21 protein-coding genes are annotated in these 21,722 nt (G+C 68.5%); 14 read left to right on the forward strand and 7 right to left on the reverse strand.

Features of this window, described 5'->3' with window-relative positions; genetic code table 11:
- Positions 1 to 194 precede the first annotated feature (194 nt).
- Positions 195 to 1,640 carry an MFS transporter gene (locus AB0M24_RS18350; RefSeq protein WP_363768483.1) on the forward strand — a complete coding sequence of 482 codons (1,446 nt, stop codon included), beginning with the start codon at positions 195 to 197 and terminating at the stop codon, positions 1,638 to 1,640.
- Between the two features lie 58 nt (positions 1,641 to 1,698).
- Here AB0M24_RS18350 and AB0M24_RS18355 read toward each other — a convergent pair whose 3' ends face one another.
- Positions 1,699 to 2,820, reverse strand: a complete 1,122-nt coding sequence (locus tag AB0M24_RS18355; protein WP_363768486.1) for an epoxide hydrolase family protein — start codon at positions 2,818 to 2,820, stop codon at positions 1,699 to 1,701.
- Between the two features lie 146 nt (positions 2,821 to 2,966).
- Between AB0M24_RS18355 and AB0M24_RS18360 the strand changes: the two genes are divergently transcribed.
- The 4 genes from AB0M24_RS18360 (at position 2,967) to AB0M24_RS18375 (ending at position 6,673) form a co-directional block, all read left to right on the forward strand.
- Entirely contained in the window at positions 2,967 to 4,199 is a 1,233-nt protein-coding gene (locus tag AB0M24_RS18360) for a cytochrome P450 (protein WP_363768489.1), read from the forward strand.
- A 134-nt stretch (positions 4,200 to 4,333) separates the two neighbouring features.
- Positions 4,334 to 4,657, forward strand: a complete 324-nt coding sequence (locus AB0M24_RS18365; RefSeq protein WP_363768492.1) for a 2Fe-2S iron-sulfur cluster-binding protein — start codon at positions 4,334 to 4,336, stop codon at positions 4,655 to 4,657.
- Between the two features lie 14 nt (positions 4,658 to 4,671).
- The gene (locus tag AB0M24_RS18370) at positions 4,672 to 5,451 is read left to right on the forward strand and encodes an SDR family NAD(P)-dependent oxidoreductase (RefSeq protein WP_363768495.1); all 780 of its coding nucleotides are present in this window, start codon (positions 4,672 to 4,674) and stop codon (positions 5,449 to 5,451) included.
- A 1-nt stretch (position 5,452) separates the two neighbouring features.
- Positions 5,453 to 6,673 carry an FAD-dependent oxidoreductase gene (locus AB0M24_RS18375; protein WP_363768498.1) on the forward strand — a complete coding sequence of 407 codons (1,221 nt, stop codon included), beginning with the start codon at positions 5,453 to 5,455 and terminating at the stop codon, positions 6,671 to 6,673.
- Between the two features lie 19 nt (positions 6,674 to 6,692).
- On the opposite strand, the gene AB0M24_RS18380 is transcribed toward AB0M24_RS18375, so the two are convergent.
- Positions 6,693 to 7,298, reverse strand: a complete 606-nt coding sequence (locus tag AB0M24_RS18380) for a response regulator transcription factor (protein ID WP_363768501.1) — start codon at positions 7,296 to 7,298, stop codon at positions 6,693 to 6,695.
- Between the two features lie 113 nt (positions 7,299 to 7,411).
- Here AB0M24_RS18380 and AB0M24_RS18385 point away from each other — a divergent pair, with 113 nt between their 5' ends.
- Positions 7,412 to 8,419, forward strand: a complete 1,008-nt coding sequence (locus AB0M24_RS18385) for a ketoacyl-ACP synthase III family protein (protein ID WP_363768504.1) — start codon at positions 7,412 to 7,414, stop codon at positions 8,417 to 8,419.
- A 50-nt stretch (positions 8,420 to 8,469) separates the two neighbouring features.
- On the opposite strand, the gene AB0M24_RS18390 is transcribed toward AB0M24_RS18385, so the two are convergent.
- The 4 genes from AB0M24_RS18390 to AB0M24_RS18405 all read right to left on the reverse strand — a co-directional run bounded on the left by AB0M24_RS18390 (position 8,470) and on the right by AB0M24_RS18405 (position 13,940).
- A complete protein-coding gene (locus AB0M24_RS18390; protein ID WP_363768507.1) occupies positions 8,470 to 10,725 on the reverse strand; it encodes a histidine kinase in 2,256 nt (751 codons plus the stop codon).
- A gap of 102 nt (positions 10,726 to 10,827) precedes the next feature.
- Positions 10,828 to 11,475, reverse strand: a complete 648-nt coding sequence (locus tag AB0M24_RS18395) for a hypothetical protein (protein WP_363768509.1) — start codon at positions 11,473 to 11,475, stop codon at positions 10,828 to 10,830.
- An 18-nt stretch (positions 11,476 to 11,493) separates the two neighbouring features.
- The gene (locus AB0M24_RS18400) at positions 11,494 to 13,758 is read right to left on the reverse strand and encodes a TOMM precursor leader peptide-binding protein (RefSeq protein WP_363768512.1); all 2,265 of its coding nucleotides are present in this window, start codon (positions 13,756 to 13,758) and stop codon (positions 11,494 to 11,496) included.
- Positions 13,755 to 13,940 carry a hypothetical protein gene (locus tag AB0M24_RS18405; protein ID WP_363768515.1) on the reverse strand — a complete coding sequence of 62 codons (186 nt, stop codon included), beginning with the start codon at positions 13,938 to 13,940 and terminating at the stop codon, positions 13,755 to 13,757. The genes AB0M24_RS18400 and AB0M24_RS18405 overlap by 4 nt, the downstream gene beginning before the upstream one ends.
- A 211-nt stretch (positions 13,941 to 14,151) precedes the next feature.
- On the opposite strand from AB0M24_RS18405, the gene AB0M24_RS18410 reads away from it, so the two are divergent.
- From AB0M24_RS18410 to AB0M24_RS18445, 8 genes are all read left to right on the forward strand, one after another.
- Positions 14,152 to 14,961: an AfsR/SARP family transcriptional regulator gene (locus AB0M24_RS18410; RefSeq protein ID WP_363768518.1), complete on the forward strand. Its 810-nt coding sequence runs from the start codon at positions 14,152 to 14,154 to the stop codon at positions 14,959 to 14,961.
- Between the two features lie 158 nt (positions 14,962 to 15,119).
- Positions 15,120 to 15,371 (forward strand): acyl carrier protein, encoded by a 252-nt coding sequence (locus AB0M24_RS18415; protein WP_363768520.1) that lies wholly within the window; start codon positions 15,120 to 15,122, stop codon positions 15,369 to 15,371.
- A 28-nt stretch (positions 15,372 to 15,399) separates the two neighbouring features.
- Complete coding sequence (locus AB0M24_RS18420; RefSeq protein WP_363768523.1) at positions 15,400 to 16,335, forward strand: aromatase/cyclase; 936 nt, start codon at positions 15,400 to 15,402, stop codon at positions 16,333 to 16,335.
- Between the two features lie 11 nt (positions 16,336 to 16,346).
- Entirely contained in the window at positions 16,347 to 16,532 is a 186-nt protein-coding gene (locus AB0M24_RS18425; protein WP_045309297.1) for a hypothetical protein, read from the forward strand.
- Positions 16,533 to 17,246 (forward strand): hypothetical protein, encoded by a 714-nt coding sequence (locus tag AB0M24_RS18430; RefSeq protein WP_363768526.1) that lies wholly within the window; start codon positions 16,533 to 16,535, stop codon positions 17,244 to 17,246.
- The gene (locus AB0M24_RS18435; RefSeq protein ID WP_363768529.1) at positions 17,243 to 18,511 is read left to right on the forward strand and encodes a beta-ketoacyl-[acyl-carrier-protein] synthase family protein; all 1,269 of its coding nucleotides are present in this window, start codon (positions 17,243 to 17,245) and stop codon (positions 18,509 to 18,511) included. The genes AB0M24_RS18430 and AB0M24_RS18435 overlap by 4 nt, the downstream gene beginning before the upstream one ends.
- Positions 18,508 to 19,722: a ketosynthase chain-length factor gene (locus AB0M24_RS18440; RefSeq protein WP_363768532.1), complete on the forward strand. Its 1,215-nt coding sequence runs from the start codon at positions 18,508 to 18,510 to the stop codon at positions 19,720 to 19,722. Before AB0M24_RS18435 ends, AB0M24_RS18440 begins: the two co-directional genes overlap by 4 nt.
- Positions 19,723 to 19,804: 82 nt before the next feature.
- Positions 19,805 to 20,722 carry an acyltransferase domain-containing protein gene (locus AB0M24_RS18445; protein ID WP_363768535.1) on the forward strand — a complete coding sequence of 306 codons (918 nt, stop codon included), beginning with the start codon at positions 19,805 to 19,807 and terminating at the stop codon, positions 20,720 to 20,722.
- A 157-nt stretch (positions 20,723 to 20,879) separates the two neighbouring features.
- On the opposite strand, the gene AB0M24_RS18450 is transcribed toward AB0M24_RS18445, so the two are convergent.
- On the reverse strand, positions 20,880 to 21,656 hold the full coding sequence (locus AB0M24_RS18450) for a cyclase family protein (RefSeq protein WP_363768538.1): 777 nt from the start codon (positions 21,654 to 21,656) through the stop codon (positions 20,880 to 20,882).
- Positions 21,657 to 21,722: the final 66 nt, after the last annotated feature.

Genomic DNA, 21,722 nt, shown 5'->3' on the forward strand with positions numbered 1-21,722 from the left:
CAGTCCTTTGCAGAATCGATGGCGATCGCAGGCAGCTTGGCCAAGAGACCTTCAGGCCTGGTCGAGGACGACTACAGAGGACTCAAGTGCGGCCCGATCGCGGATACACCGCGTTCCGGCACGCTGGTTTGCCTGGGGAGCGCGTACCAACCGCCAGCGCTTACTCGGCGAACTCCAGTGAAGGAGCCACATCCATGTCGAATGCCAACCACGGGCGAACCGGCCTCGTGCTGCTCGCCTGCTGCGTGGGGCAGCTCCTGGTGGTGCTCGACGGCACCATCATGAACGTCGCCCTGCCGTCCATCGAGTCCGCGCTGAAATTCGACGCGAACAGCCTGCAGTGGGTCATCAACGCCTACCTGATCCCGACTGCCGGTCTGCTGCTCCTCGCGGGGCGGATGGCAGACCTGTTCTCCCGCCGCGGCTTCTTCCTCGCCGGCATCGCGCTGTTCACCGTCGCGAGCCTCGCCGGTGGTTTCGCGCAGGACGCGACACAGCTCATCATCGCCCGCGCGTTCCAGGGCGTCGGTGTGGCGCTGATGTCACCCGCGACGCTGACGGTGCTGGGCACGACGTTCACCGAACCTGCCCAGCGCGCCAAGGCGTTCGGGCTGTGGGGTGCCGCCGGCGGTAGCGGTGGCGCGATCGGTGTGCTGGCCGGTGGCGTTGTCACGGACTGGTTGTCGTGGCGCTGGGTGCTGTTGATCAACGTGCCGGTCGGCATCGCGCTGTTCATCGTCGCCGCCATCTCGATCACGCCGACCGCCAAGCACGTCGGACCGCGCAAGCTCGACATCCTCGGTGCCGTCTCGGTGACGATCGGCATCGCCGCTCTGGTGTTCGCCATCGCGCAGGGTGAGCGCGAGGGCTGGGGTTCCCCGGTCAGCCTCATCTCGTTCGCGGTCGCCGTGGTGGGCATCGGTGTCTTCCTGTTCGACCAGGCGAAGCTCGCGAGCGAGCCGCTCGTCCCGTTGAGCGTGTTCCGCAACCGGGCGATCGTCGCCTCGAACGTCGCGATGTTCTGCGTGGGTGCGGCGATGGCGTCGACGTTCTACTTCCTGACGCTGCTGATGCAGTTCGTGCTCGGGTACAGCCCGCTGACGACCGGCCTGTCGTACCTGCCGCTGTCGGTCGCGATCTTCCTGGGCGCCGGCATGGTCGCACCGCAGACGAGCAAGCTGGGCGGCCGGTTCACGTTGATCAGCGGCCTGGTCGTCGGTGTCATCGGCCTCGGCTGGCTGGCCCTCGCCACGGACAACAAGGCGACGTTCGTCGCCGACCTGCTCGGCCCGAGCCTGCTGTTCGGTGTCGGCGTCGGCATGGTGCTCGGCACCGTGGCGAACCTCGCCACCGCGGCGCTGCCGTCGAGCCAGCAGGGCCTCGCGTCCGGTCTGCTGACGACCGGTCAGGCTCTCGGTGGTGCGGCGGGTCTCGCCGTGCTCGTCGCGGTCGCCAACGCGACCGGTGGCGAGACGCGCGTTCCCGAGGAGATGGCGTCCGGGTACGCGAACGCCTTCATCGGCACCGCCATCCTGCTCGTGATCGCCGCGCTCGCCGCGGTCGCGATGCCGAAGGTGGCGAAGTCCGAGTCCGACGACTCGGACGAGTCCGCGCCGAAGCCCGTCGCGGTGCACATCTGATACACGGCAACGAAAAGAGGGGAGCTTCCGCAGCGGAAGCTCCCCTCTTCGTCGTGACTCAGTCGAGTACGCGCAGAAACGCGCGGAGCTCGGCGGCCAGCTCCACCGGGCGTTCCAGCGCGGGGAAGTGGCCTCCCTCGGGGAGATCACGCCAGTACCGCAGGTCGGTGAACCGGGTGCGGGCCCACGCCCTCGGCAGCCATGCGTCGTTCGGGAACACCGACGCGCCGGTGGGCACGTTGGTGGCGTTCATCGGCTCCTTGTCGAAGCTCTCCCAGAACAACCGCGCCGACGAGACACCCGTGCCGGTGAGCCAGTAGGTGGTCACGATGTCGAGCAGCTTGTCCTTGGGCACCGCCTGCTCGAGGTCGTTGTCGTGGCCCGCCCACTCCCAGAAGCGGTCGACGATCCACGCCAGCAACGCGGCGGGGGAGTCGGTGAGCCCGTAGCCGAGCGCCTGCGGGCGGCTCGACTGGATCGCGGCGTACCCGGAGCGGCCCTTGCCGAAGCTCTGCATGCGCGCCATGGCCTTCTGGTCGCGCTCGTCGAGCTCGACCTGCTCCTTCGGCGGCCGGGCGAGCGGCATCGTGAGGTGGATGCCGGCGAGGTGCTCGGGATCCGCGGTGCCGAGCGCGGCGGAGACCCACGAACCCCAGTCGCCGCCGTGCGCGACGTAGCGTTCGTAGCCCAGCCGCGACATGAGCTCCGCCCACGCCTCGGCGATGTGCTGCACGGTCCACCCGGTCGTCGCGGGCTTGTCGCTGAAACCGTGTCCTGGCAAGGAAGGGCACACGACGTCGAACGCGTCGGCCGGGTCCTCGGGATCCGTCAGGAGGTCGATGATGTCGAGGAACTCCACCGAGGCGCTGGGCCAGCCGTGCGTCAGCAGGATCGGCGTCGCCGACGGGTGGGGCGACCGCACGTGGATGAAGTGGATGCCGACACCGTCGATCTCGGTGCGGAACTGCGGCAGCGAGTTCAGCCTGCGTTCGACCACGCGCCAGTCGTACTTGTTCGCCCAGTGGTCCACGAGGTCGGTGAGGTACGCCAGTGGCGGTCCCTGGGACCAGTCGTCGACGGTCTCGGCGTCGGGCCAGCGCGTGCGCGCCAGCCGTTCTTTCAGGTCTTCCAACGCGGACGACGGCACGTCGACCACGTAGGGCTCGATCTTCCGGCTCACCTGCTCACCTCCGGGGGGAGAGGACTGGGGGTCGCGGGTCACGCTAGGGCGCGCCGCTCGACACACCCTTGAGTCCACAATGGACTTTTGAGTGACGCTCCAGGCACCGGTGGCACGCTCTCGGCAGTCGACCAGGAGGACCCGTCATGACCACGAGTGCCGTCGAGCCCGGCAGCGCAGAAGCCGAGGAGACGTTCCCCTACAAAAGGCAGTGCCCGTTCACGCCTCCGAAGCAGTACGACGACATGATCGAAGAGGACGTCGTCGAGGTCACGCTGACGGGCTCCGGGCTGCGCATCTGGACGATCAGCGGGTACGAGACGATCAAGAAGATCCTGACCGACCCGCGGATCAGCGCGTCCCGCAAGCACGACAACTTCCCGTTCTACTTCATCGCCCCGCCGGAGTTCCGCACCGAGACGTCGTTCATCGGGTACGACAACCCGGAGCACACGAAGACGCGGCGCAAGGCGGCGGTGACGTTCACCAACCGCCAGGTGAAGCGGTTGCGCCCGCGGATCCAGGAGATCGTCGACGAGTACATCGACAAGATCCTGACCATGACGCCGCCGATCGACTTCCACCGCGAGTTCTCGCTCGCCGTGCCGATGACGGTGATCTGCGAGCTGCTCGGCATCCCGCAGGACGAGCACGACTTCTTCATCAACCACGGCACGTGTCTGCTCGGCGGTCACTCGACGCCCGAGCAGCGTCAGGCGGCCATCGTCGAGGTGAACGCCTACGTCGACAAGCTGATCACGTTGAAGGAGAAGGAACCCGGCGAGGACCTGCTCAGCCGTGCGATGGCCGAGTACGCCGCGTCCGGCGAGGAGTACACCCGCCGCGACCTGTTCAACATGATCCGCCTGCTGATGAACGGCGGCCACGAGACGACGGCCTCGATGCTGTCGCTCGGCACCGCCGCGCTGCTGGAGAACCCCGACCAGCTGCAGCTGCTGCTCGACGACCCCGAGGGCATGATCGAGCCGGCCGTCGAGGAGCTCGTCCGCATCGCCACCATCGGCGACACCGCGATTCCGCGCGTCGCCCTGGAGGACATCGAGATCGCGGGCAAGACCATCAAGGCGGGCGACGGCATCCTGTGCCTCGCGCTGGCAGGCAACCGCGACCCGGAGCTGTTCCCTGAGCCGGAGAAGCTGATCCTGTCCCGCGGCACGCGCAAGCACCTCGGGTTCGGGCACGGGCTGCACCACTGCATCGGCGCCGACCTCGCGCGCCTGGAGATGGAGCTGGTGTGGTCGACGCTGTTCCAGCGGATCCCGTCGCTGCGGCTCGCCAAGCCGTTCCTGGAGATCCCGCGCAAGGAAGGCGCCGTGATCTACGGCCTGTGGGAGCTTCCGGTCACCTGGGACCTGTAGGCACCCGTGAAGAAGCCCCGCTCCGGCGGGGCTTTTTCCGTTGCGGGGGCTCAAGGTCGCCTCCACCGCACGCAAAGTCCGGCTGGGCACAGTAGAAAACGTCCGGCGAGCCGCAGATCCGTGGGAGAACTGCCATGCCAAAGATCACTTACGTAGCGCACGACGGCATTGAGACCGTCGTCGACGTTGCCCTCAACGACTCCGTGATGCGCGGCGCGGTTCTCAACGGCGTCAAGGGAATCGTCGCGCAGTGCGGCGGCGGGGCCTCCTGCGGCACGTGCCACGTGTACGTGGACCCGGAGAACACCAAGCCGCTGTCGCCGATGCACCAGGTCGAGGACGAGCTGCTGTACTTCACGGCCTGTGAGCGCAAGGAGAACAGCCGGCTGAGCTGCCAGCTCGCCGTGACCGAGGAGCAGGACGGACTCGTCGTGCACACGCCCGAGAAGCAACTCTGAGGGAGAGAAGACGCATGAGCAAGCGACGGGTCGCCCTGGTCACGGGCGCCACGAGTGGCATCGGCCTGGAGGTCGCGCGCAGTCTCGGCAAGGAGGGTCACGCGGTCTTCGTCGTGGCCCGCAACGCCGAGAACGTGAACACCACGGTGAAGCAGCTGCGCGAAGAGGGTTACGAAGCCGACGGTGCCGCCACCGACGTGACGTCCACTGAGGACATTCGCAACGCGGTCCAGAAGGCCGTCGAGGTCTTCGGCCCGATCGAGATCCTCGTGAACAACGCGGGTCGCGGCGGCGGCGGCATCACGGCGGAGCTGGACGAGGACCTCTGGCTGGATGTGATCAACACCAACCTCAACGGTGTTTTCCGCTTCACCAAAGAGGTTCTGTCCACGGGCAAGATGGTCGAGCAGCCGTGGGGCCGGATCATCAACATCGCCTCCACCGGCGGCAAGCAGGGTGTCGTGTTCGCCGCGCCCTACTCGGCGTCCAAGCACGGCGTCGTCGGGTTCACCAAGGCCGTGGGCATCGAGCTCGCGAAGACCGGCATCACCGTCAACGCGGTGTGCCCCGGCTACGTCGAGACGCCGATGGCCGGCCGCGTCCGCCAGGGCTACGCGAACCACTGGGGCGTCACCGAGGAAGAGGTCCTCGAGAAGTTCAACGCCAAGATCCCGCTGGGTCGGTACAGCACGCCGGAAGAGGTCGCCGGTCTCGTGACGTACCTGACCACGGACACCGCGTCCTCGATCACCGCGCAGGCGCTCAACGTCTGCGGCGGGCTGGGCAACTACTGACATGCGCGGCGAGTCGGTAGTCGTCGTCGGGGCCGGGCAGGCGGGTTGCCAAGTCGCGGTGTCCCTGCGTGAACAGGGACACCGCGGCCCCATCACCCTGGTCGGGGACGAGCAGGCCGCGCCGTACCAGCGGCCGCCGCTCACCAAGGCCTACCTCGCGGGGGAGACCGACCTCGCCGGGCTGGTGCTGCGCCAGGACTCCTACTACACGGACCACGGCATCCAGCTCGTCACCGGTGAGCGGGTCGTCGGCGTCGACCGGTCGGCACGGGTCGTGGTCCTGGGCTGTGCCCGCACGATCAGCTACGACCACCTGGTGTTCGCGACGGGCGCACGGCCGCGCCCGCTGTCCGTTCCCGGCGCCGAGCACGTGCTGTCCCTGCGCTCGGTGGCCGACGCGGACGCGATCAGGCAGAAGCTCGACGGCCGCACCGGACTCGACGTCGTCGTCATCGGCGGCGGGTTCATCGGCCTCGAGTTCGCCGCCGTGGTGCGGAAGATGCGCCACGAGGTGACCGTCGTCGAGACCCAGCCGAGGGTCATGCAGCGCGCCGTCTCCGAGGCGACCGCGCAGCACCTCACGGCACGCCACCGCAGCGAGGGCGTGCAGGTGCTGACCGGCGCCGGCGTCGCGGCGGTCAGGGAGGGCTTCGTCGAGCTGACCGACGGCACCGTGCTCGTGGCGGACCTCGTGGTCGCGGGCATCGGCGTGATCCCGAACGCGGAGATCGCGCAGCGGGCCGGGCTGGCGTGCGACGACGGCATCGTCGTCGACACCCACCTGCGCACCGTCGACCAGCGGGTGCACGCGATCGGGGACTGCGCGAGGTTCGCGAGCCCGCTCACCGGCGGCGTGCTGACCCGGCTGGAATCGGTGCAGAACGCCACGGACCAGGCGACCTGCGTGGCCGCGGCGATCCTCGGCAGTGCGGAGCCCTACACCGCGCTGCCGTGGTTCTGGAGCGACCAGTACGACGTGAAGCTGCAGATCGCGGGGCTCACCGACGGGCACGACCGCACGGTCACCGTCGGCGACCCGGCCGAGGGCAAGTTCTCGGTGTTCTGCTTCCGCGGTGACCGGCTGCTCGGGGTCGAGGCCTACAACCGGCCGATCGACTTCCTCATGGCCCGCCGCGTGCTGGAGGCGGGGAGCTCGCTCACCCCGGAGATCGTGGCCAGGCCCGGTTTCGACCTCCGAACCAGTCAGCAGCAGGCGGCTTAGAGCGATGCCATCCGCCGCGTCAGATCCAGCCCGCTTCCTCCGCGATGCGGATGGCGTCGACCCTGTTGCGGCCGTTGAGCTTGGTCATGATCGTCGTCATGTAGTTGCGGACGGTGCCGACGGACAGCGACAGCGTTGTCGCGATGTCCTGCGCGTCGGTGCCGTTCGCGGCCAGGCGCAGCACTTCGAGCTCGCGGTCGGTGAGCGGGCACTCGCCCCTGTCCCACGCGGCGAGCGCGAGCTGGCTGTCCACCACCCGCTCACCGGCGGCGACGCGGCGGATCGCGTCGGCCAGCTCGGTCGGCGGCGCGTCTTTGAGCAGGAACCCGTCCACGCGGGCCGCGAGCGCCCGGCGCAGCGTTCCCGGACGGCCGAGGCTGGTCAGCATCAACGTCCTGACCTGCGGCATCGTCTCGCGGATCGTCGTCGCGGCGCTCAGCCCGTCGAGAATCGGCAGGTCGATGTCGATCACGCAGACGTCCGGCCGGTGCTGGCGGGCGGCCGGCACGATCTTGTCACCGGAGCTGACCTCGACGACCACCTCGATGTCCGGTTCCAGGTTGAGCAGCGCGATGAGAGCACCGCGCACCATGTGCATGTCCTCCGCGAGCAGAACCCTGATCATCGCGCCCCTCCGCACAACACCATATCTCCCACCGTTCCTGTCCCGCTTCGCGCCACAGCGAGGCGGGGCCACATCGAGTCACACGTGCGCGTCTTGAAGGGGGACTGACCGCGGTGCGAGTAGAGGATGTTTTCGTCAGCGGCCACGGGGTACGGCTGCCCGCGACGCTGACCGTCGCGGACGCCATCACGTCGGGGGAGTGCGAGCCGAAACTGGTGGCACGAACCGATGTGCTGTCCGTGGCCGTGTCCCCGGACGAGTCAGCCGCCGAGATGGCGGTCGCGGCGGCCAGGACGGCGTTGGCACGAGCGGGATCCGGCGCGGACGACGTCGACCTGATCCTGCACGCCACGACGTACCACCAGGGCCAGGACCTGTGGGCGGTCGGCTCGTACATCCAGCGCGAGACGGTCAGGAACGCCTGTCTGGCGCTGGAGATCCGGCAGATGTCCAACGGTGGCATGGCGGCGCTCGACCTCGCGGTGGCCTACCTCGCCGCGCGGCCGGGCAAGGACGCGTTGCTGACCTCGGCGGACCGCTTCTGCCTACCGGGCATCGACAGGTGGCGCACCGACCCCGGAACTCCCTACGGCGACGGCGCTTCGGCAATCGTCCTGTCGCGCCGCGGCGGATACGCGCGCCTGCTTTCGTTGGCCATCAATGCGGATTCGGACCTGGAACCGCTGCACCGCGGCGACGTTCCGTTCGGACTCGCGCCGTTCGCGCACTGCATGCCGGTCGACTTCGAGGACGCCAAGCACTCGTTCAGCCGCCAGTACGGGCTTTCCTACGGCATCAACAAGGCCAACGCGGGCCAGGCCGCCGCCGTGGAGCAGGCGCTGGCCGACGCGGACATGAAGATCGGTGACGCCGACTGGGTGGTGCTGCCGCACTTCGGCCGTCGCCGCCTGGACGTGAACTACCTGCGCCCGTACGGGATCGAGGCCGAGCGCACGACGTGGGAGTGGAGCCGCACGGTCGGCCATCTGGGCGCGGGTGACCAGTTCGCGAGCCTCGCCCACCTGGTCGACACCGGTCAGGCCCGTCCGGGGCAGCGCGTCGTGATGTTCGGCGTGGGGGCCGGTTACAGCTGGGGTTGCGCGGTGCTCGAAATGGTGTGAGCGAACAAGATGGCCGCGTGGGCGGGAACGTTCCCGCCCACGCGGCCTTCTCAGTTCAGCGGGATCTCGGCGCGCAGGCGGTACGTGTGCTCGGGGGTGAGGCCCGCGTGGAGGTCTCCGCCGAGTGCGCGGACGCGGGTGGTGAGGTTGCCGATTCCGCTGCCGTCGCGGGACTTGCGGTCCGTGGTGGGGATGCCGTCGTTGACGATGTCCATCGTCACCAGGCCGCGGGCGTGGGACAGCACGATCTCGCAGTGCTCGGCTTTGCTGTGCCGCAACAGGTTCGTGACGCCTTCGCGCAGCACTGTCGCCAGCGTGACCGTCACGTCCTTGGGGAGCCGGTCGCACTCGTCGATCCGCACGGTGACCTCGATGTCGGCCGCGGACAGCAATGCTTGAGCGGACTGGGTTTCCTCGTCGAACGACAGCTCTCGATAGCTCAGCGCCACCGACCGCACGTCCGCGAGCGCCTGCCGGGAGATCTCCAGCACCTCGCCGAGCTCCTGGCGCGCCCGCTCGGGGTCGATGGTGACGAGCCGGTGCGTGAGCTCGCTCTTCAACGTGATCGCGGAGAGGCTGTAGCCGAGCAGGTCGTGCAGGTCGCGCGCGAACCGCAACCGCTCCTGCGTCACGGCGGCGTTCGCGAGCTCTTCGCGTGCCTCGTGCAGCTCGGTCACCATCGACCGCAACCGCGTCAACGCGTACAGGACGAGGCCGTGGTTGATCGTCGCCATGATGCCCCACGCGACGTCCACCGAGTCGAAGCCGAGCACGTCGAAGATGACGCCCTGCCCGAGTGCGACCGCGAAGAAACCCACCCACCCGGCGACGCGCGGCAGGAGCAGTGCCGCAGACCCGGCCAGGAACCCCGGCACGGAGCTGAACGGGTCGCCGTACACGAGCTGGGGCACGTACACGCAGAGCGCGATGCCGCCGAGCACCGCGAGACGGCGCGGCAGGTCCAGCTCGACGAGCGGACGGCTCACCATGCCCAGTGCGAGCGCGGCCGTGCCCGCGATGCCGGCCGCGACGACCGTGACTCCCAGCGGCCCGAACTTGGCGTAGCCGTACCAGACGAAGGTCATCGCCATCAGGCCGTAGCCGATCACCACCGCGGTGAGCAGGATCTGCGCGAACCGCGTCGCGATCATCGGCCCGGCCGGGCGTTCGTCGCGCGCCGGTTCCTCGGTCACCGGGTCGACCGGCACCTCGGCGTGCAGGCGGTAGGTGCGGTCCGGGGAGGTCTGGGACAGCAGGGAACCGCCGATCGCGGTGGTGCGGGTCGCGAGGTTGGCGAGGCCGCTGCCGCGTTCGGCGTTCGCCTCGGCGGGCGCGCCGTCGTTGATGATGTCGATCGACACGTGCCGGTCCGTGCCGGAGATCGTGATCGAGCACCGGGTCGCGTGGCTGTGCCGCAGCAGGTTCGTCACGCCTTCGCGCAGCACGGTCGCGAGCACGGTTCTGGATCTGGGGGAGAGGTCGGTGTGGTTCGCCTCGATCGCCGTCTCGACGCCGGCCGCGGTCAGCACGGATCGCGCGGACTCGATCTCGTCGGTGAGCGACAGCTCGCGATAGCTCGATGCGACCGCACGAACGTCCGTCAACGCCTCGCGGGCGATGCCGAGGATCTCCGCGAGCTCCTTCTGCGCGCGTTCGGTGTGCTCGCCGACCTGGCGGCGGGCGAGCTCCACTTTCAGCGTGATGGCGGAAAGGCTGACGCCGAGCAGGTCGTGCAGGTCGCGGGCGAACCGCAGCCGTTCCTGGGACACCGCGAGGCCGGCGAGCTCGGAGCGGACCGTCTCCAGCTGCTTGACCAGCGACGGCAACCGGGACAGGCCGTAGACGACCAGGCCCGCGACCATCGGCGACAGCAGGTAGTAGACCAGCTGCGGCACCACGTCGACGTAGAAGGACTGGATCGCGGCATTGCTGAGGGCCACCGTGCCGAACGCGAGCCATCGCACCCGGTTCGGGAGCACCAGCAACGCGCTGCCCGCGACGAAACCGGGCATCCCGGACCACGCCTGGGGGAAGAACACCACGGGCACGAACGCCAGCAGAGTCATGGCGCCCAGCGCCAGGTAGGCCTTGACCGACCGGAGATCGGCGCCCGGTTTGGAGAACACCCGCAGCTGCAGGTACCCGATCGTGAGCAGGCAGGCGAGCGAGCCGGCGATGCGCTCGGGGGTCGCTCCGGCCTGCAGGACGTAGAAGAACGCGATGCCGAGGAAGTTGGCGAACACCACGCTGATCACGACGTACGCCAAACGACGGGACACCGATGAGCGTTCCTGTCGCAGCGTCACAGCAGCAGCTCCCACGCGAGGATCCGGACGCGGCCATGATACGGGCGCCGCTTCGGATCTTTCGCGTTTCGCGAGCCTCGTTCGGAGCAACATGACGGCGGCTCAGGGCCGCGGCTCGACGACGAACTGGGCACCCGCGAGGTAGGCGATGACGTCCGCGACCAGCGTGCGGTCGAGCTGCAGCGCCTCCGCTACCTGGGCGATCGTGGTCTCGCCGGTCAGCAGCGCCTTCGCGATCTCCGTCGCCGGTGCGCCGTGCAGGATCACCTGGTACTGCCGACCGGCGCAGGTCAGTGCCTGGTCACCGTTCAGCCGTTCGATCTCCGTGCCAGGCCGCATGGTCACCACGGTCTCGTTCTCGATGTGCGGCAGCGAGAACACCGCGTCCCCGGTCACCGCCATCACGGACAGGATCGGGCCCGCGCCGTCGTCCAGCCCCAGCGACGGCACGAGCACGCCACCCAGCTGGTCGAGCGTGTTCTTGAGCTTGCGCCAGATCAGGCACGGCCCGTTGCCGCCGGTCTTCCAGCGCACGAAGTTGTCGTGCAGCATGGAGATGTTCTCCAGCGCGACCGGGCCCAGGCTCATCCGGTGCAGCGCCTCGCGCACCAGCGGGCTGGTGTCCGCGAGCTCGATCTTGCCCCATCTCCCGTGCACGGTGAGGTGCTCCGCGTCCTCGTCGACGAACGCGTCCTCGAGCAACGACCACAGCGGGCGGCCCGACGGGATGTGCGACTGGGTGGGTACCACAGCGCCTCCACTCGGCAGTCACATGAACAACGGGACGGGGTTGAGCTCGTCGTAGCGGCGAGGTTGTGCCAGTCGACCCAGTTGTACCGGGACGTCGTAGAGGCGCCCTTGAGCGAATCTCGACCAGAAGTGCCGCAGCCCCGGCACGACCACCCGGACCACGGGCAGACCGATGTCGGGTCTGGTCTGGTCGAGCACCAGCACCTCCATCCCGAGCGACTCCAGGGTGTTCTGGACGGCGCGGATGTCGTCGATCAGGTCGGGCCGGTGCGTGTAGCCGTGGTGGAACACGTCCCTGGCCTGCTGCTCCGGATCCGGTGCCAGCCAGGGTTCCCCGGCGAGCCTCGTGTTCTCGAACCAGCTGCGCGTGTCGACGTCGAACGAGCCGATGTCGACCGGCTCGCAGACCATCGGCATGCACTGGTTGAGCTCGGTGAGCGCGCGGCGGGCGGCGATCCGCGGATCCGGATGCGCGCCGCAGCCGAGCATGATGTCCTCGCGCGGCCCGTCGTCCGTGCGACGGGACACGGCGACCATCACCGGCACGCCCAGATCCGCGGTGACGTCGAGCAGCCACACCTCGCGGCCGAGGTTCGCGTGCACGGCGCGGCACTCGTCGATCCACGGGTCGCGGAACGAGTCGAGGTCCATCGCGGGCATCGGGGTGCGGTTGTACCACCAGATGGCGACCGCGTCCCGTTCGACGAGCTCCAGAAGTCCTTGCAGCACAGCGTCTTCCAGGCTGCTGCCGGCGGCGCAGCCGTTGGAGTTGGACGTGATGCTCGGCGGGCAGGGGGCGCCGAAGTAGCACATCCCGGTGGGCAGGAGCTTGTGCCGCTGCTCGGTGAGGGACCACAACGGGGTCCAGTCCATCACCTCGTCGTCGTCGAACGGGGCGGCGACGTGCTGGAACTTCGAATGGCTCGCGTTCCAGGAGTCCCGGTCGCCGTACTGGCGCGGGTCGAAGTGCTGCACGGTGTCGGGGTGGATCGCCAGGTCGCCCAGCGACCGGTAGCTGCCCTGCACGCGTGCCTCGTTGCCGCAGAACGCGCCGCTGCGTCGTTCCACGGCCTCGCACAGCGCGCCGACCTCGGCGTCGAGAGGCGTCACGCCCTTGCCTCCGGTGTCCGCGCGCAGGCTCGAGCGCAGCCCTTCGAGTCCTTCGCCCGCGGCCGCGATGTTCGAGCCGGACCAGAAGGAGTTGAAGAACGCCGGGCCGGACTCGTCGCGGTGGATCTCCCGCACGATCCCGGTGACCGGGCCGATGAGGTGCCGATAGCGGTCGAGCACCTCCTGCGGGGACGAGGACCGGTGGCCGCCGCCGTCGCAGGAGCGCTTCGCCCGGCTGGTCAGCGTGACCGGCTCGAACGCGCGGCGGGCGACCATCCCGGGATCCCCGCAGCCGGGACACTGCGGGCGGACCCGCACGTCGTGCTGCGTGACCTGCATGGTGAGGCTGTCGTAGCTCCAGATCGACCGCTGGGTGTCGTGGCGCAGGCCGGCGAGCCACTTCGTCGCCTCGACCGCGGCCACTCCCAGCGCCGTCGCGGTGAGCGACGGCAGCCCGACGGCCGCACGTGGTGCGGGACCTCGTTGTCCGCACCTCGCGCGCACGTGAGCCTCCGCCGACCGGTTGGCCGACAGCCGGGCGGCCAGGCAACGCCAGCACGGGCCGTCGCCGGGGGTGAAGAAGGGACCGACGCACACCTGCGCGCCGACCGGCTTGACGAGCAACCACGGGATGCCGGCGGCGCGGTGCGCGGAGTCGATGTCGCGCAGCTCGGGAGCCAGGTAGTCGGCACACGCCACGACCGTCAGGTCACCACTCCCCGAGGTGACTGTGAGTCCGTTGCGGTGCAAGGCTTCCACGAGCGAGTCGCGGTTGATGTCGCCGATCGCGGCGACGGAGACGAGCGACCTCGTTGTCGCTGCCACCGCATCCGCGGAGTCGAGGCCCGCCGCGTCCCAGTACGCGAGTGCGGCCTCGGTCCCAGCCGAACCGTCCTCCCGGCCGCGCCTGCCGACCAGGCCCGCCGCGGCGAGCCGCGAGAGCATGCGCCCGACCTTGTCCGCGGGCAGGTCGGCCGGTGCGTCGCGCAGCAGCCCCGCGAGGTCGCGGGTGCCGTCCAGCAACGGGGCCAGCACCTCGACGTGGGCACCCTGGATCGCGGTGACCCCGGACTCCCCGAAGAGGTAGACGGCCTCGCCGCGCACGATCTGCGGCCGGAGGTGTCGTTTGAACCCGATGCGTTGATCGCCCGGTTCGGCCAGGTCTTCTCTCATGCCGCGAGGACCTCTTCGTGCATGACGAAGCGGCCGCCGGGCGAGGTGTTCGACCACGGAGCCGCGATCCAGGTCCAGTCCATCGAGGCGTCACGGTCGAACTCGTAGATTTTCATGTCGTCGGAGTCGTCATGGGCTGTGGCGACGGAAGACAGGTGCTCCACGGTGACGGTGGGGTACATGTGCATCTCCGGTATCTGCGTGTCAATTGGTGTGAGTCAATCGTGCCGACGAGCCGTAATGGCTCGGTAGTTACCGGCTAATGCGCCCAGGTGTGAAGTTTTCATACCCGGCGTGGTGAGAACTCACCTGAGATCGAGGACCGGTGCACTAACGCGACACCGTTGGGCCGAGCAGACTAATCAGGTGCTTGGAGAAGGAGGAGGGGTCGCGATGCAGATCAAGGTCCTGGGGCCGGTCGAGGCCAAGGTGAACGGTCGCTCGGTGACGCCCACGGCAGCCAAGCCGCGGCAGATCCTGGCGCTGCTCGCCCTGCACTCCGGGTCGGTGGTGTCCGTGCCGACGCTGATCGAGGAGTTGTGGGGCGACCGCCCGCCCCGAAGCGCGCGCACGACGTTGCAGACCTACATCCTGCAGTTGCGCAAGCTCATCGGGGACGCGCTGTCGTCGTCCGGTGAGAGCGGTGCGAAGGAAGTGCTCGTCACCCGCTACGGCGGCTATCTGCTCGACGTGCCACCGGAAGCCGTTGACGTGCATGAGTTCGAACGCCTCGCACGCGCCGGCCAGCAGGCCTACGACGTCGAGGACTACGCGTCCGCCGGCCGTCTGCTGGCGCAGGCTCTGGAGACGTGGCGCGGTCCGGCTGTCGTCGACGTGCGGCCCGGTATGCCGCTGGGCATCGAGGTCGTGCGGCTGGAGGAGTCCCGCCTCGGCGTGCTGGAGACCCGCATCGACGCGGAGCTGCGGATGGGCCGGCACAAGTCGTTGCTCAGCGAGCTTTCCGTGCTCACGGTGCAGAACCCGATGAACGAGAACCTGTGCGCGCAGTACATGATCTCGCTGTTCCGCGCTGGCAGGCAGTGGCAGGCACTGGACGCGTTCAAGGCCCTGCGCAACACCCTCGTCGGGGAGCTCGGCGTCGAGCCGTCGGCGCGGCTGCAGACGTTGCAGCACGCCATCCTGACGTCGGACCCTCGCCTGGACCAAGCTGAAACCGGTCAGCTGCAGCGACTTCTCGCCTGAGCTCGGCGGAAGCGGCCCTCGCCACACTGTGGCGGGGGCCGTTTTTCTTTGTGCCGCAACGGTTTCTTCGAGAATCTCTCCAGCGGATTACCAGTGCGCGCTGGCAGTCTCACTTGAGGGCGTGCGGAAACCGCCCAGGTGAGGAAAGGAAAGAAGCCGTGAGCGCACTGACCATCGAGGGCCTCAAGGAGATCCTCAACGAGGCCGCGGGCGAGGACGACTCGTTCAAGCCGGGCCAGGACATTCTCGACACGCCGTTCCTCGAGCTGGGCTTCGACTCGCTCGCCCTGCTGGAGACGGTCGCGCTGATCAAGCGCAAGCACGGGGTCGCGGTCGCCGACGACGAGATGGCGTACATCGAGACGCCGCGTCAGCTGCTGGACAAGGTCAACGGACAGATCGCGGCCTGACCGGCGGCGAGACGAAACGGAGACGGACATGACGCACACCACCACGCACACGGTCATGATCGGTGCTCCCGCCAAGGTGGTCTACGACCTGGTCGCGGACGTCACGGCCTGGCCGTACACCTTCGGACCCACGGTGCACGCCGAGGTGTTCGAACGGGACGGTTCCACCGAAAGGTTGCGGTTGCACGCGTTCGCCAACGGTGACGTGCGCACGTGGACGTCCCGTCGCGAGCTCGACCCCGCGAACCTGCACATCAAGTTCCAGCAGGAACGTTCGGCCGCGCCCGTCAAGACGATGGGCGGGGAGTGGCGGATCGTCCCGATCGCCGACTCGGCGACCCGGGTCGATCTGCTGCACCACTTCACGGCGGCGCAGCCGGAGGCGGTCGACCTGATCCTGAACGCCGTCAACAACAACAGCGACGCCGAGCTGGCCGCACTGAAGCGGGCGGCGGAGTACGGCGACGACTACGACAAGCTGGTGCTGTCGTTCTCCGACAGCATCACGATCCACGCGGGTCGCAAGGACGTCTACGAGTTCCTGTACCGGTCGGACCTGTGGCCGCAGCGGCTGCCGCACGTCGCCAGGCTGGACCTGCAGGAAGCCGTCACCGGGGTGCAGTCCATGCAGATGGACACGCGCAGCCCGGACGGGTCGATCCACACCACGCACTCGGTGCGGGTCTGCTTCCCGTACGACGGCATCGTCTACAAGCAGACGGCGACGCCGCCGATCATGGCGGCTCACGTCGGCAGGTGGACGTTCCGCGACATCGGCGACGGCATCGAGGCCGGGATCGAGGCGACCTCGCACCACACGGTCGTCATCCGGCCGGAGGTCGTGACCGAGGTCCTCGGACCCGACGGCACGCTCGAGCGCGCTCGCGAGCTGATCCGTCACGCGCTGGGAACCAACAGCCTCACGACTCTCCGGCACGCGAAGGAATTCGCGGAGAACGGATGAGGTGACACGCGATGGGGTTGGGTGGAGCGGAGCTGCTCACCGCCGCGGCGCGTGCCGCGAGCCGCAACGGGCTCTACGTGGTGTCCATGTACCTGGAGAAGGCGGCGGTCGAACATCAGCGCAAGGGTTGTCCCTCCGAGGTGGGGCATTGCGCTTATGAGATCGAGGCCTCCCGTGTGCTGCTGTCGGGGTTCTAGATGAAGCTCTACGACATCTCGCTGCGCCGCACCGGACTGTCCATTTCGGACAGGTTGGTCGCGGCGCGGCACCTCGACGCGTCGGGCGTCGCGTTCGTCGACGGAGGGCGGCCCGGCCGGCGGTTCTACCACCGCGCCGCGGTCGAGCTCCGGCTGCGGACAGCCACCCTCATCGCCTCCGGTGGTGCGGAGGACCTCACCGCACTGCTCGCCGCGGAAACCCCCGCGGTGACGGTTGTTGTGCAAGGGCACGGCTTCTCGGTCCTCCGAGAGGCCGTGCGTCAACTCGTGCGCGCCGAACGGCGAGTGATCGTCGAGGCGCGGGACTTCTTCGACGGCTGGTTGATCGACCCCGAACACGCTTTGGAGGTCGTGCTCACCGCCGCGGAGGCTGGGGCGGAAACCGTGTTGCTGCACGACACAGCGGGTGCGTTGTGGCCAGACCAGGTGGGCGAGATCATCGCTGCTGTCGCCCACACCGGTGTGCCCCTTGGTTTTGGTGGTCCGGAAGGCGGCGGAACCGCGGCGAAGCAGCTGGTCGCGGCGGATGCGGGAGCGGGACTCGTACAGGGGTCCTACGCCGTCGTTCGAGGTGGCCTCGATCGGGCCGTTCCACCATCGGTTCATTCGGCAGAAACAGGTGTCGCTCCCGTGCCCTGTCCGAGATTGGAGCAGACCGTGTCCGCACAGAAGGCGATTGGAGGTGTCCGATGAGTCGTCGCGCCGTCATCACCGGGGTGGGCGTGGTCGCACCTGGTGGCATCGGAACGAAGGCGTATTGGCAACTGTTGTCCGAAGGGCGTACGGCGACTCGCATCATCACGCACTTCGACGCGTCTCCGTACCGCTCCCGCATGGCAGGCGAAGCTGACTTCGACCCCGTGCGCGAAGGCCTTACGCCGCAAGAGATCCGCAGGCTCGACCGGGCCGCGCAGTTCGCGGTCGTCGCGGGCCGTGAGGCGATGGCCGACTCGGGCATCGAGTTCGACCAGCTCGACCCCGGCCGCATCGGTGTCTCGCTCGGCACCGCGGTCGGCTGCACGACCTCGTTGGAGCGCGAGTTCATCGTCGGCTCCGACCGGGGCAAGTACTGGGAGGTCGACCAGTCCTACGCCGTTCCGCACCTCTACGACTACTTCACGCCGTCCTCGATGGCGACGGAGCTGGCGTGGACGGTCGGCGCGGAAGGCCCGGTCTCCGTGGTCTCCACGGGCTGCACCTCCGGCCTCGACTCGGTGGGTTACGCGGCCGAGCTGATCATGGAGGGCTCCGCGGACGTCGTCGTCACCGGCGGCACCGAGGCTCCGCTCTCCCCGATCACCGTGGTGTGCTTCGACGTCATCCGCGCGTCCAGCACCCGCAACGACGACCCCACCACCGCCTGCCGCCCGTTCGACAAGACGCGCGACGGACTGGTGCTGGGCGAGGGTTCCGCGATCATCGTGCTCGAAGAGCTGGAGCACGCACGGGCTCGCGGCGCCCACATCTACGGTGAGGTCGCCGGCTTCGCCTCGCGGTGCAACGCCTACCACATGACGGGCCTGCACCCCGAGGGCATCGAGATGTCCGACGCCATCAACATCGCGCTGAAGCAGGCGCGGGCGGACGCGACGGACGTCGGTTACATCAACGCGCACGGGTCGGGCACGAAGCAGAACGACCTGCACGAGACGGCCGCTTTCAAGCGCTCGTTGGGTGCGCACGCGTACAAGACCCCGGTCTCCGGCTTCAAGTCGATGATCGGGCACTCGCTGGGCGCGATCGGGTCGCTGGAGATCGTCGGCTCGCTGCTGGCGTTCGAGCAGGACCTCATCCCGCCGACGGCGAACCTCCACGAGCAGGACCCCGAGTGCGACCTCGACTACACGCCACTGGTGGCGCGCGAGAAGAAGGTCGACACCCTCCTGACCGTGGGCAGTGGTTTCGGTGGATTCCAGAGCGCCATGGTGCTCAAGAAGGTGGAAGGGGCAGGCCGGTGACTCGGGCGGTGGTGACGGGAATCGGCATCGCGTCGCCGAACGGGCTGGGGCCGACCGCGTACTGGCGGGCGACCCTGCACGGGGAGGCGGCGATCAAGCCGATCACCCGGTTCGACAGTGCGAACTACTGGGCGAAGATCGCCGGTGAGGTGCCGGGCTTCGAGGCAGGCCGGCACCTGCAGGGCCGGCTGCTGCCGCAGACGGACCACATGACGCGGTTGACGCTGGTGGGCACGGACTGGGCGTTGCGCGGCGCGGGTGTGCAGCCCAACGACATCCCGGACACCGACATCGCGGTGATCACCGCGGCGACGGCGGGCGGGTACGAGTTCGGTCAGCGGGAGCTGCAGAAGCTGTGGCACCAGGGTCCGGAGTACGTCTCGGCGTACCAGTCGTTCGCGTGGTTCTACGCGGTCAACACGGGCCAGATCTCCATCCGTCACGGCACACGCGGTCCTGGCGCCGTGGTGGTCTCGGAGCAGGCTGGTGGCATCGACTCCATCGGGCATGCTCGCCGTCAGCTGCGCAAGGGTGTCCAGCTCGCGTTGACGGGAGGCATGGACTCGTCCCTGTGCCCGTGGGCGTGGGTGGCGCACCAGGCGTCGGGTTGCCTGTCCCGCAGCAACAACCCTCGCCGGGCGTACCTGCCGTTCGACCGCGACGCCTCCGGGTACGTCGCCGGTGAGGGCGGCGCGATCATGGTGCTCGAGACGCCGGAGTCGGCGGCCGAGCGTCCCGGTACGCGGGTCTACGGCGAGATCGTCGGGTACGCCTCGACGTTCGACTCGAAGATGCCGTCGCGGGAGCCCGGGTTGAAGCGGGCGGCCGAACTGGCGTTGCGCGACGCCGGCATGGACGCGTCCGAGATCGACGTCGTGTTCGCTGACGCGGCGGGCATTCCCGAGCTCGACAAGGCCGAGGCCGAGGCGATCAAGGGGATCTTCGGGCCGTACGGCGTGCCGGTGACGGCGCCGAAGACCATGACCGGGCGCCTGTTCGCCGGTGGTGGCTCGCTGGACGTGGCGTCGGCGATCCTCTCGATCTACTGGTCGGCGATTCCGCCCACCGTCAACGTCGAGAACGTCGTGCCGGAGTACGAGCTCGACCTCGTCCTGAACGAGGCGCGGCACGGCAAGATCAAGGCCGCTCTGGTGCTCGGGCGCGGCAAGGGCGGGTTCAACTCCGCCATGGTGGTTCGCGAGTACAGGTGATGTTGTTGTCCGCACAGGGGTCGTGAGGTCTTCCTCGCGGCCCTTGTCGCTTTTCTGGAGGCTTCTCGTGGATGTTGCCCAGATGGAAGTAGCCCTGATGTTTCCCGGGCAGGGGTCGCAGTACCCGCGGATGGCGGCGTCCCTGTACGGGTCCGAGCCCGTGTTCACCTCCGTGATCGACGAGGTGTTCGGGCTGTTCGGCGACGTGGGTTCGGTTGCTCGCGAGGACTGGTTGTCCGGTGCTGATGTCGATCACGTGTCCCGCGCGCAGCCGTTGCTGTTCGCGGTCGACTACGCGTTGGGGCGCACGGTTCTGTCGTGGGGCGTCAAGCCGGTCGCGTTGATCGGGCACTCCGCGGGTGAAGTCGTCGCGGCGACGCTGGCGCGCGTGTTCTCGTTGGAGGAGGCCGTGTCGCTGGTGCGGGACCGGGTGGTGTCGGCGGTGCCGATTCCGTCCGGTGGCATGCTCGCGGTCGCGGCGTCCGAGGCGGATCTGGTGCCGTACCTGGTCGGTGACGTGGCGATCGCGGCGGTGAACTCGGCCCGGCAGACGATGCTGGCCGGGTCGGACGAGCCGTTGGCCGCGGTGCGCGCCCGGTTGGAGGCGGACGAGTACATCGTGGTGACGGTGCCCGCGTCGACTCCGTTCCACAGCCCGGCGATGCAGCCCGCGGTGGACGAGGCGCTGGCGTCGTGGAACGTGTCGCCCCGGCCGCCGGTCATGCCGGTGTACTCGGGGTACACGGGCAAGCTGATGACCGAGGAGGACGCGTTGTCCGCGCGGTTCTGGACTCGTCAGCTGACCGACGCCGTCTACTTCGGACCGGCGTTGAACGAGCTCGTGGCGATGTACGACGTGCTCTTGGTGGAGGCCGGTCCTGGCCAGACTCTGACGTCGTTCGCCCGTCGTACGAAGGCGGTGCGGTCCGGGGCGTCGCAGGTGTTGCCGTTGTTGGACGCGTCGGATTCCATCGAGGCCGCTCGCGCTCGTCTGTGGTGAGTGCATAAAAGGGCCGCCCTCCTGGTGTGGAGGGCGGCCCTTTGGTGTGCATCTAGTCGATGCCACGGACGATGTGGTCTTCGTTTTCGGGTGGCCATATTTCGTTGTTGTTCATACGTTTTACGGTAAGCGCAGTGATTCAGCTCTCACTTGAGAGCTAGTCGTCGAGGAGAGCGACGGCCCTGGTCCAGCCCGCGCCGGCGCCCTTGATCTTCACCGGGAACGCGACGACCGTGAAACCGAAGTCCGGCAACGCCTCCAGGTTGCTGAGGCGTTCGATCTGGCAGTACTCGCGGTCGCGGCCGGCGAAGTGCGCGGGCCACAGCACGCTCTGGTCCTGGGTCGCCAGGTAGCGCTTGACGATGTCCGGGAACGGCGCGTCGAGGCTGAACGCGTCGGTGGCGATCACCTTGACTCCGAGGTCCAGGAGGAAGTTCGTGGCGGGACCGTCGAGTCCGGTGTAGTCGGTGAAGTAGGTCTGGGTGCCCGCGTGCTCGGCGGCGCCGGTGTCGAGGATAACGATGTCCATCGGCTTCGGGGTGTACCCGATGCGGGCGAACTCCTTCTCGAGGACTTCCGGGCCGATGACGCCGGTGCCGTGGCCGCGGACGTCGAGCTTCACGCCGGGGTTGTGGAACCACTCCAGCGGCATCTCGTCGATGTGGCGCGGGATTCCGTTGCCGTACGTGGTCTTCGAGCCGTAGTGGCTCGGCGCGTCCACGTGCGTGCCGGTGTGGGAGGTGAGGCTGAGCCGGTCCAGCGTCAGGAACTCGGAGTCCCGCAGCACGGACACGTCGAACTCGATGCCCAGCCTCGCCTTCAGCGTCTCGGCCATGTGGTCGGCACCCTGGGCGGCCGTGAGCACCTCGTGCGTCACCGGGTCCGCTTCGTACGCGGATGCGTCAATGTGGGAAGACAGATCGATGATGCGCATGGTGCTGAGCCTGACGGGCGTTCCTTGAGCACGTCTCAAGACGCGGTGTGCATGGTTTTCCTTGTC

It is taken from the genome of Lentzea sp. NPDC051838, from assembly GCF_040681245.1.
Classification (GTDB): Bacteria; Actinomycetota; Actinomycetes; order Mycobacteriales; family Pseudonocardiaceae; genus Lentzea.

What these genes read in the sequence shown, in the direction of transcription:
- AB0M24_RS18350 (WP_363768483.1), top strand. Translation starts at nt 195, where the DNA reads ATGTCGAATGCCAACCACGGGCGAACCGGCCTCGTGCTGCTCGCCTGC.
- AB0M24_RS18360 (WP_363768489.1), top strand. Translation starts at nt 2,967, where the DNA reads ATGACCACGAGTGCCGTCGAGCCCGGCAGCGCAGAAGCCGAGGAGACG.
- AB0M24_RS18365 (WP_363768492.1), top strand. Translation starts at nt 4,334, where the DNA reads ATGCCAAAGATCACTTACGTAGCGCACGACGGCATTGAGACCGTCGTC.
- AB0M24_RS18370 (WP_363768495.1), top strand. Translation starts at nt 4,672, where the DNA reads ATGAGCAAGCGACGGGTCGCCCTGGTCACGGGCGCCACGAGTGGCATC.
- AB0M24_RS18375 (WP_363768498.1), top strand. Translation starts at nt 5,453, where the DNA reads ATGCGCGGCGAGTCGGTAGTCGTCGTCGGGGCCGGGCAGGCGGGTTGC.
- AB0M24_RS18380 (WP_363768501.1), bottom strand. Translation starts at nt 7,298, where the DNA reads ATGATCAGGGTTCTGCTCGCGGAGGACATGCACATGGTGCGCGGTGCT.
- AB0M24_RS18400 (WP_363768512.1), bottom strand. Translation starts at nt 13,758, where the DNA reads ATGAGAGAAGACCTGGCCGAACCGGGCGATCAACGCATCGGGTTCAAA.
- AB0M24_RS18405 (WP_363768515.1), bottom strand. Translation starts at nt 13,940, where the DNA reads ATGTACCCCACCGTCACCGTGGAGCACCTGTCTTCCGTCGCCACAGCC.
- AB0M24_RS18410 (WP_363768518.1), top strand. Translation starts at nt 14,152, where the DNA reads ATGCAGATCAAGGTCCTGGGGCCGGTCGAGGCCAAGGTGAACGGTCGC.
- AB0M24_RS18420 (WP_363768523.1), top strand. Translation starts at nt 15,400, where the DNA reads ATGACGCACACCACCACGCACACGGTCATGATCGGTGCTCCCGCCAAG.
- AB0M24_RS18425 (WP_045309297.1), top strand. Translation starts at nt 16,347, where the DNA reads ATGGGGTTGGGTGGAGCGGAGCTGCTCACCGCCGCGGCGCGTGCCGCG.
- AB0M24_RS18430 (WP_363768526.1), top strand. Translation starts at nt 16,533, where the DNA reads ATGAAGCTCTACGACATCTCGCTGCGCCGCACCGGACTGTCCATTTCG.
- AB0M24_RS18435 (WP_363768529.1), top strand. Translation starts at nt 17,243, where the DNA reads ATGAGTCGTCGCGCCGTCATCACCGGGGTGGGCGTGGTCGCACCTGGT.
- AB0M24_RS18445 (WP_363768535.1), top strand. Translation starts at nt 19,805, where the DNA reads ATGGAAGTAGCCCTGATGTTTCCCGGGCAGGGGTCGCAGTACCCGCGG.
- AB0M24_RS18450 (WP_363768538.1), bottom strand. Translation starts at nt 21,656, where the DNA reads ATGCGCATCATCGATCTGTCTTCCCACATTGACGCATCCGCGTACGAA.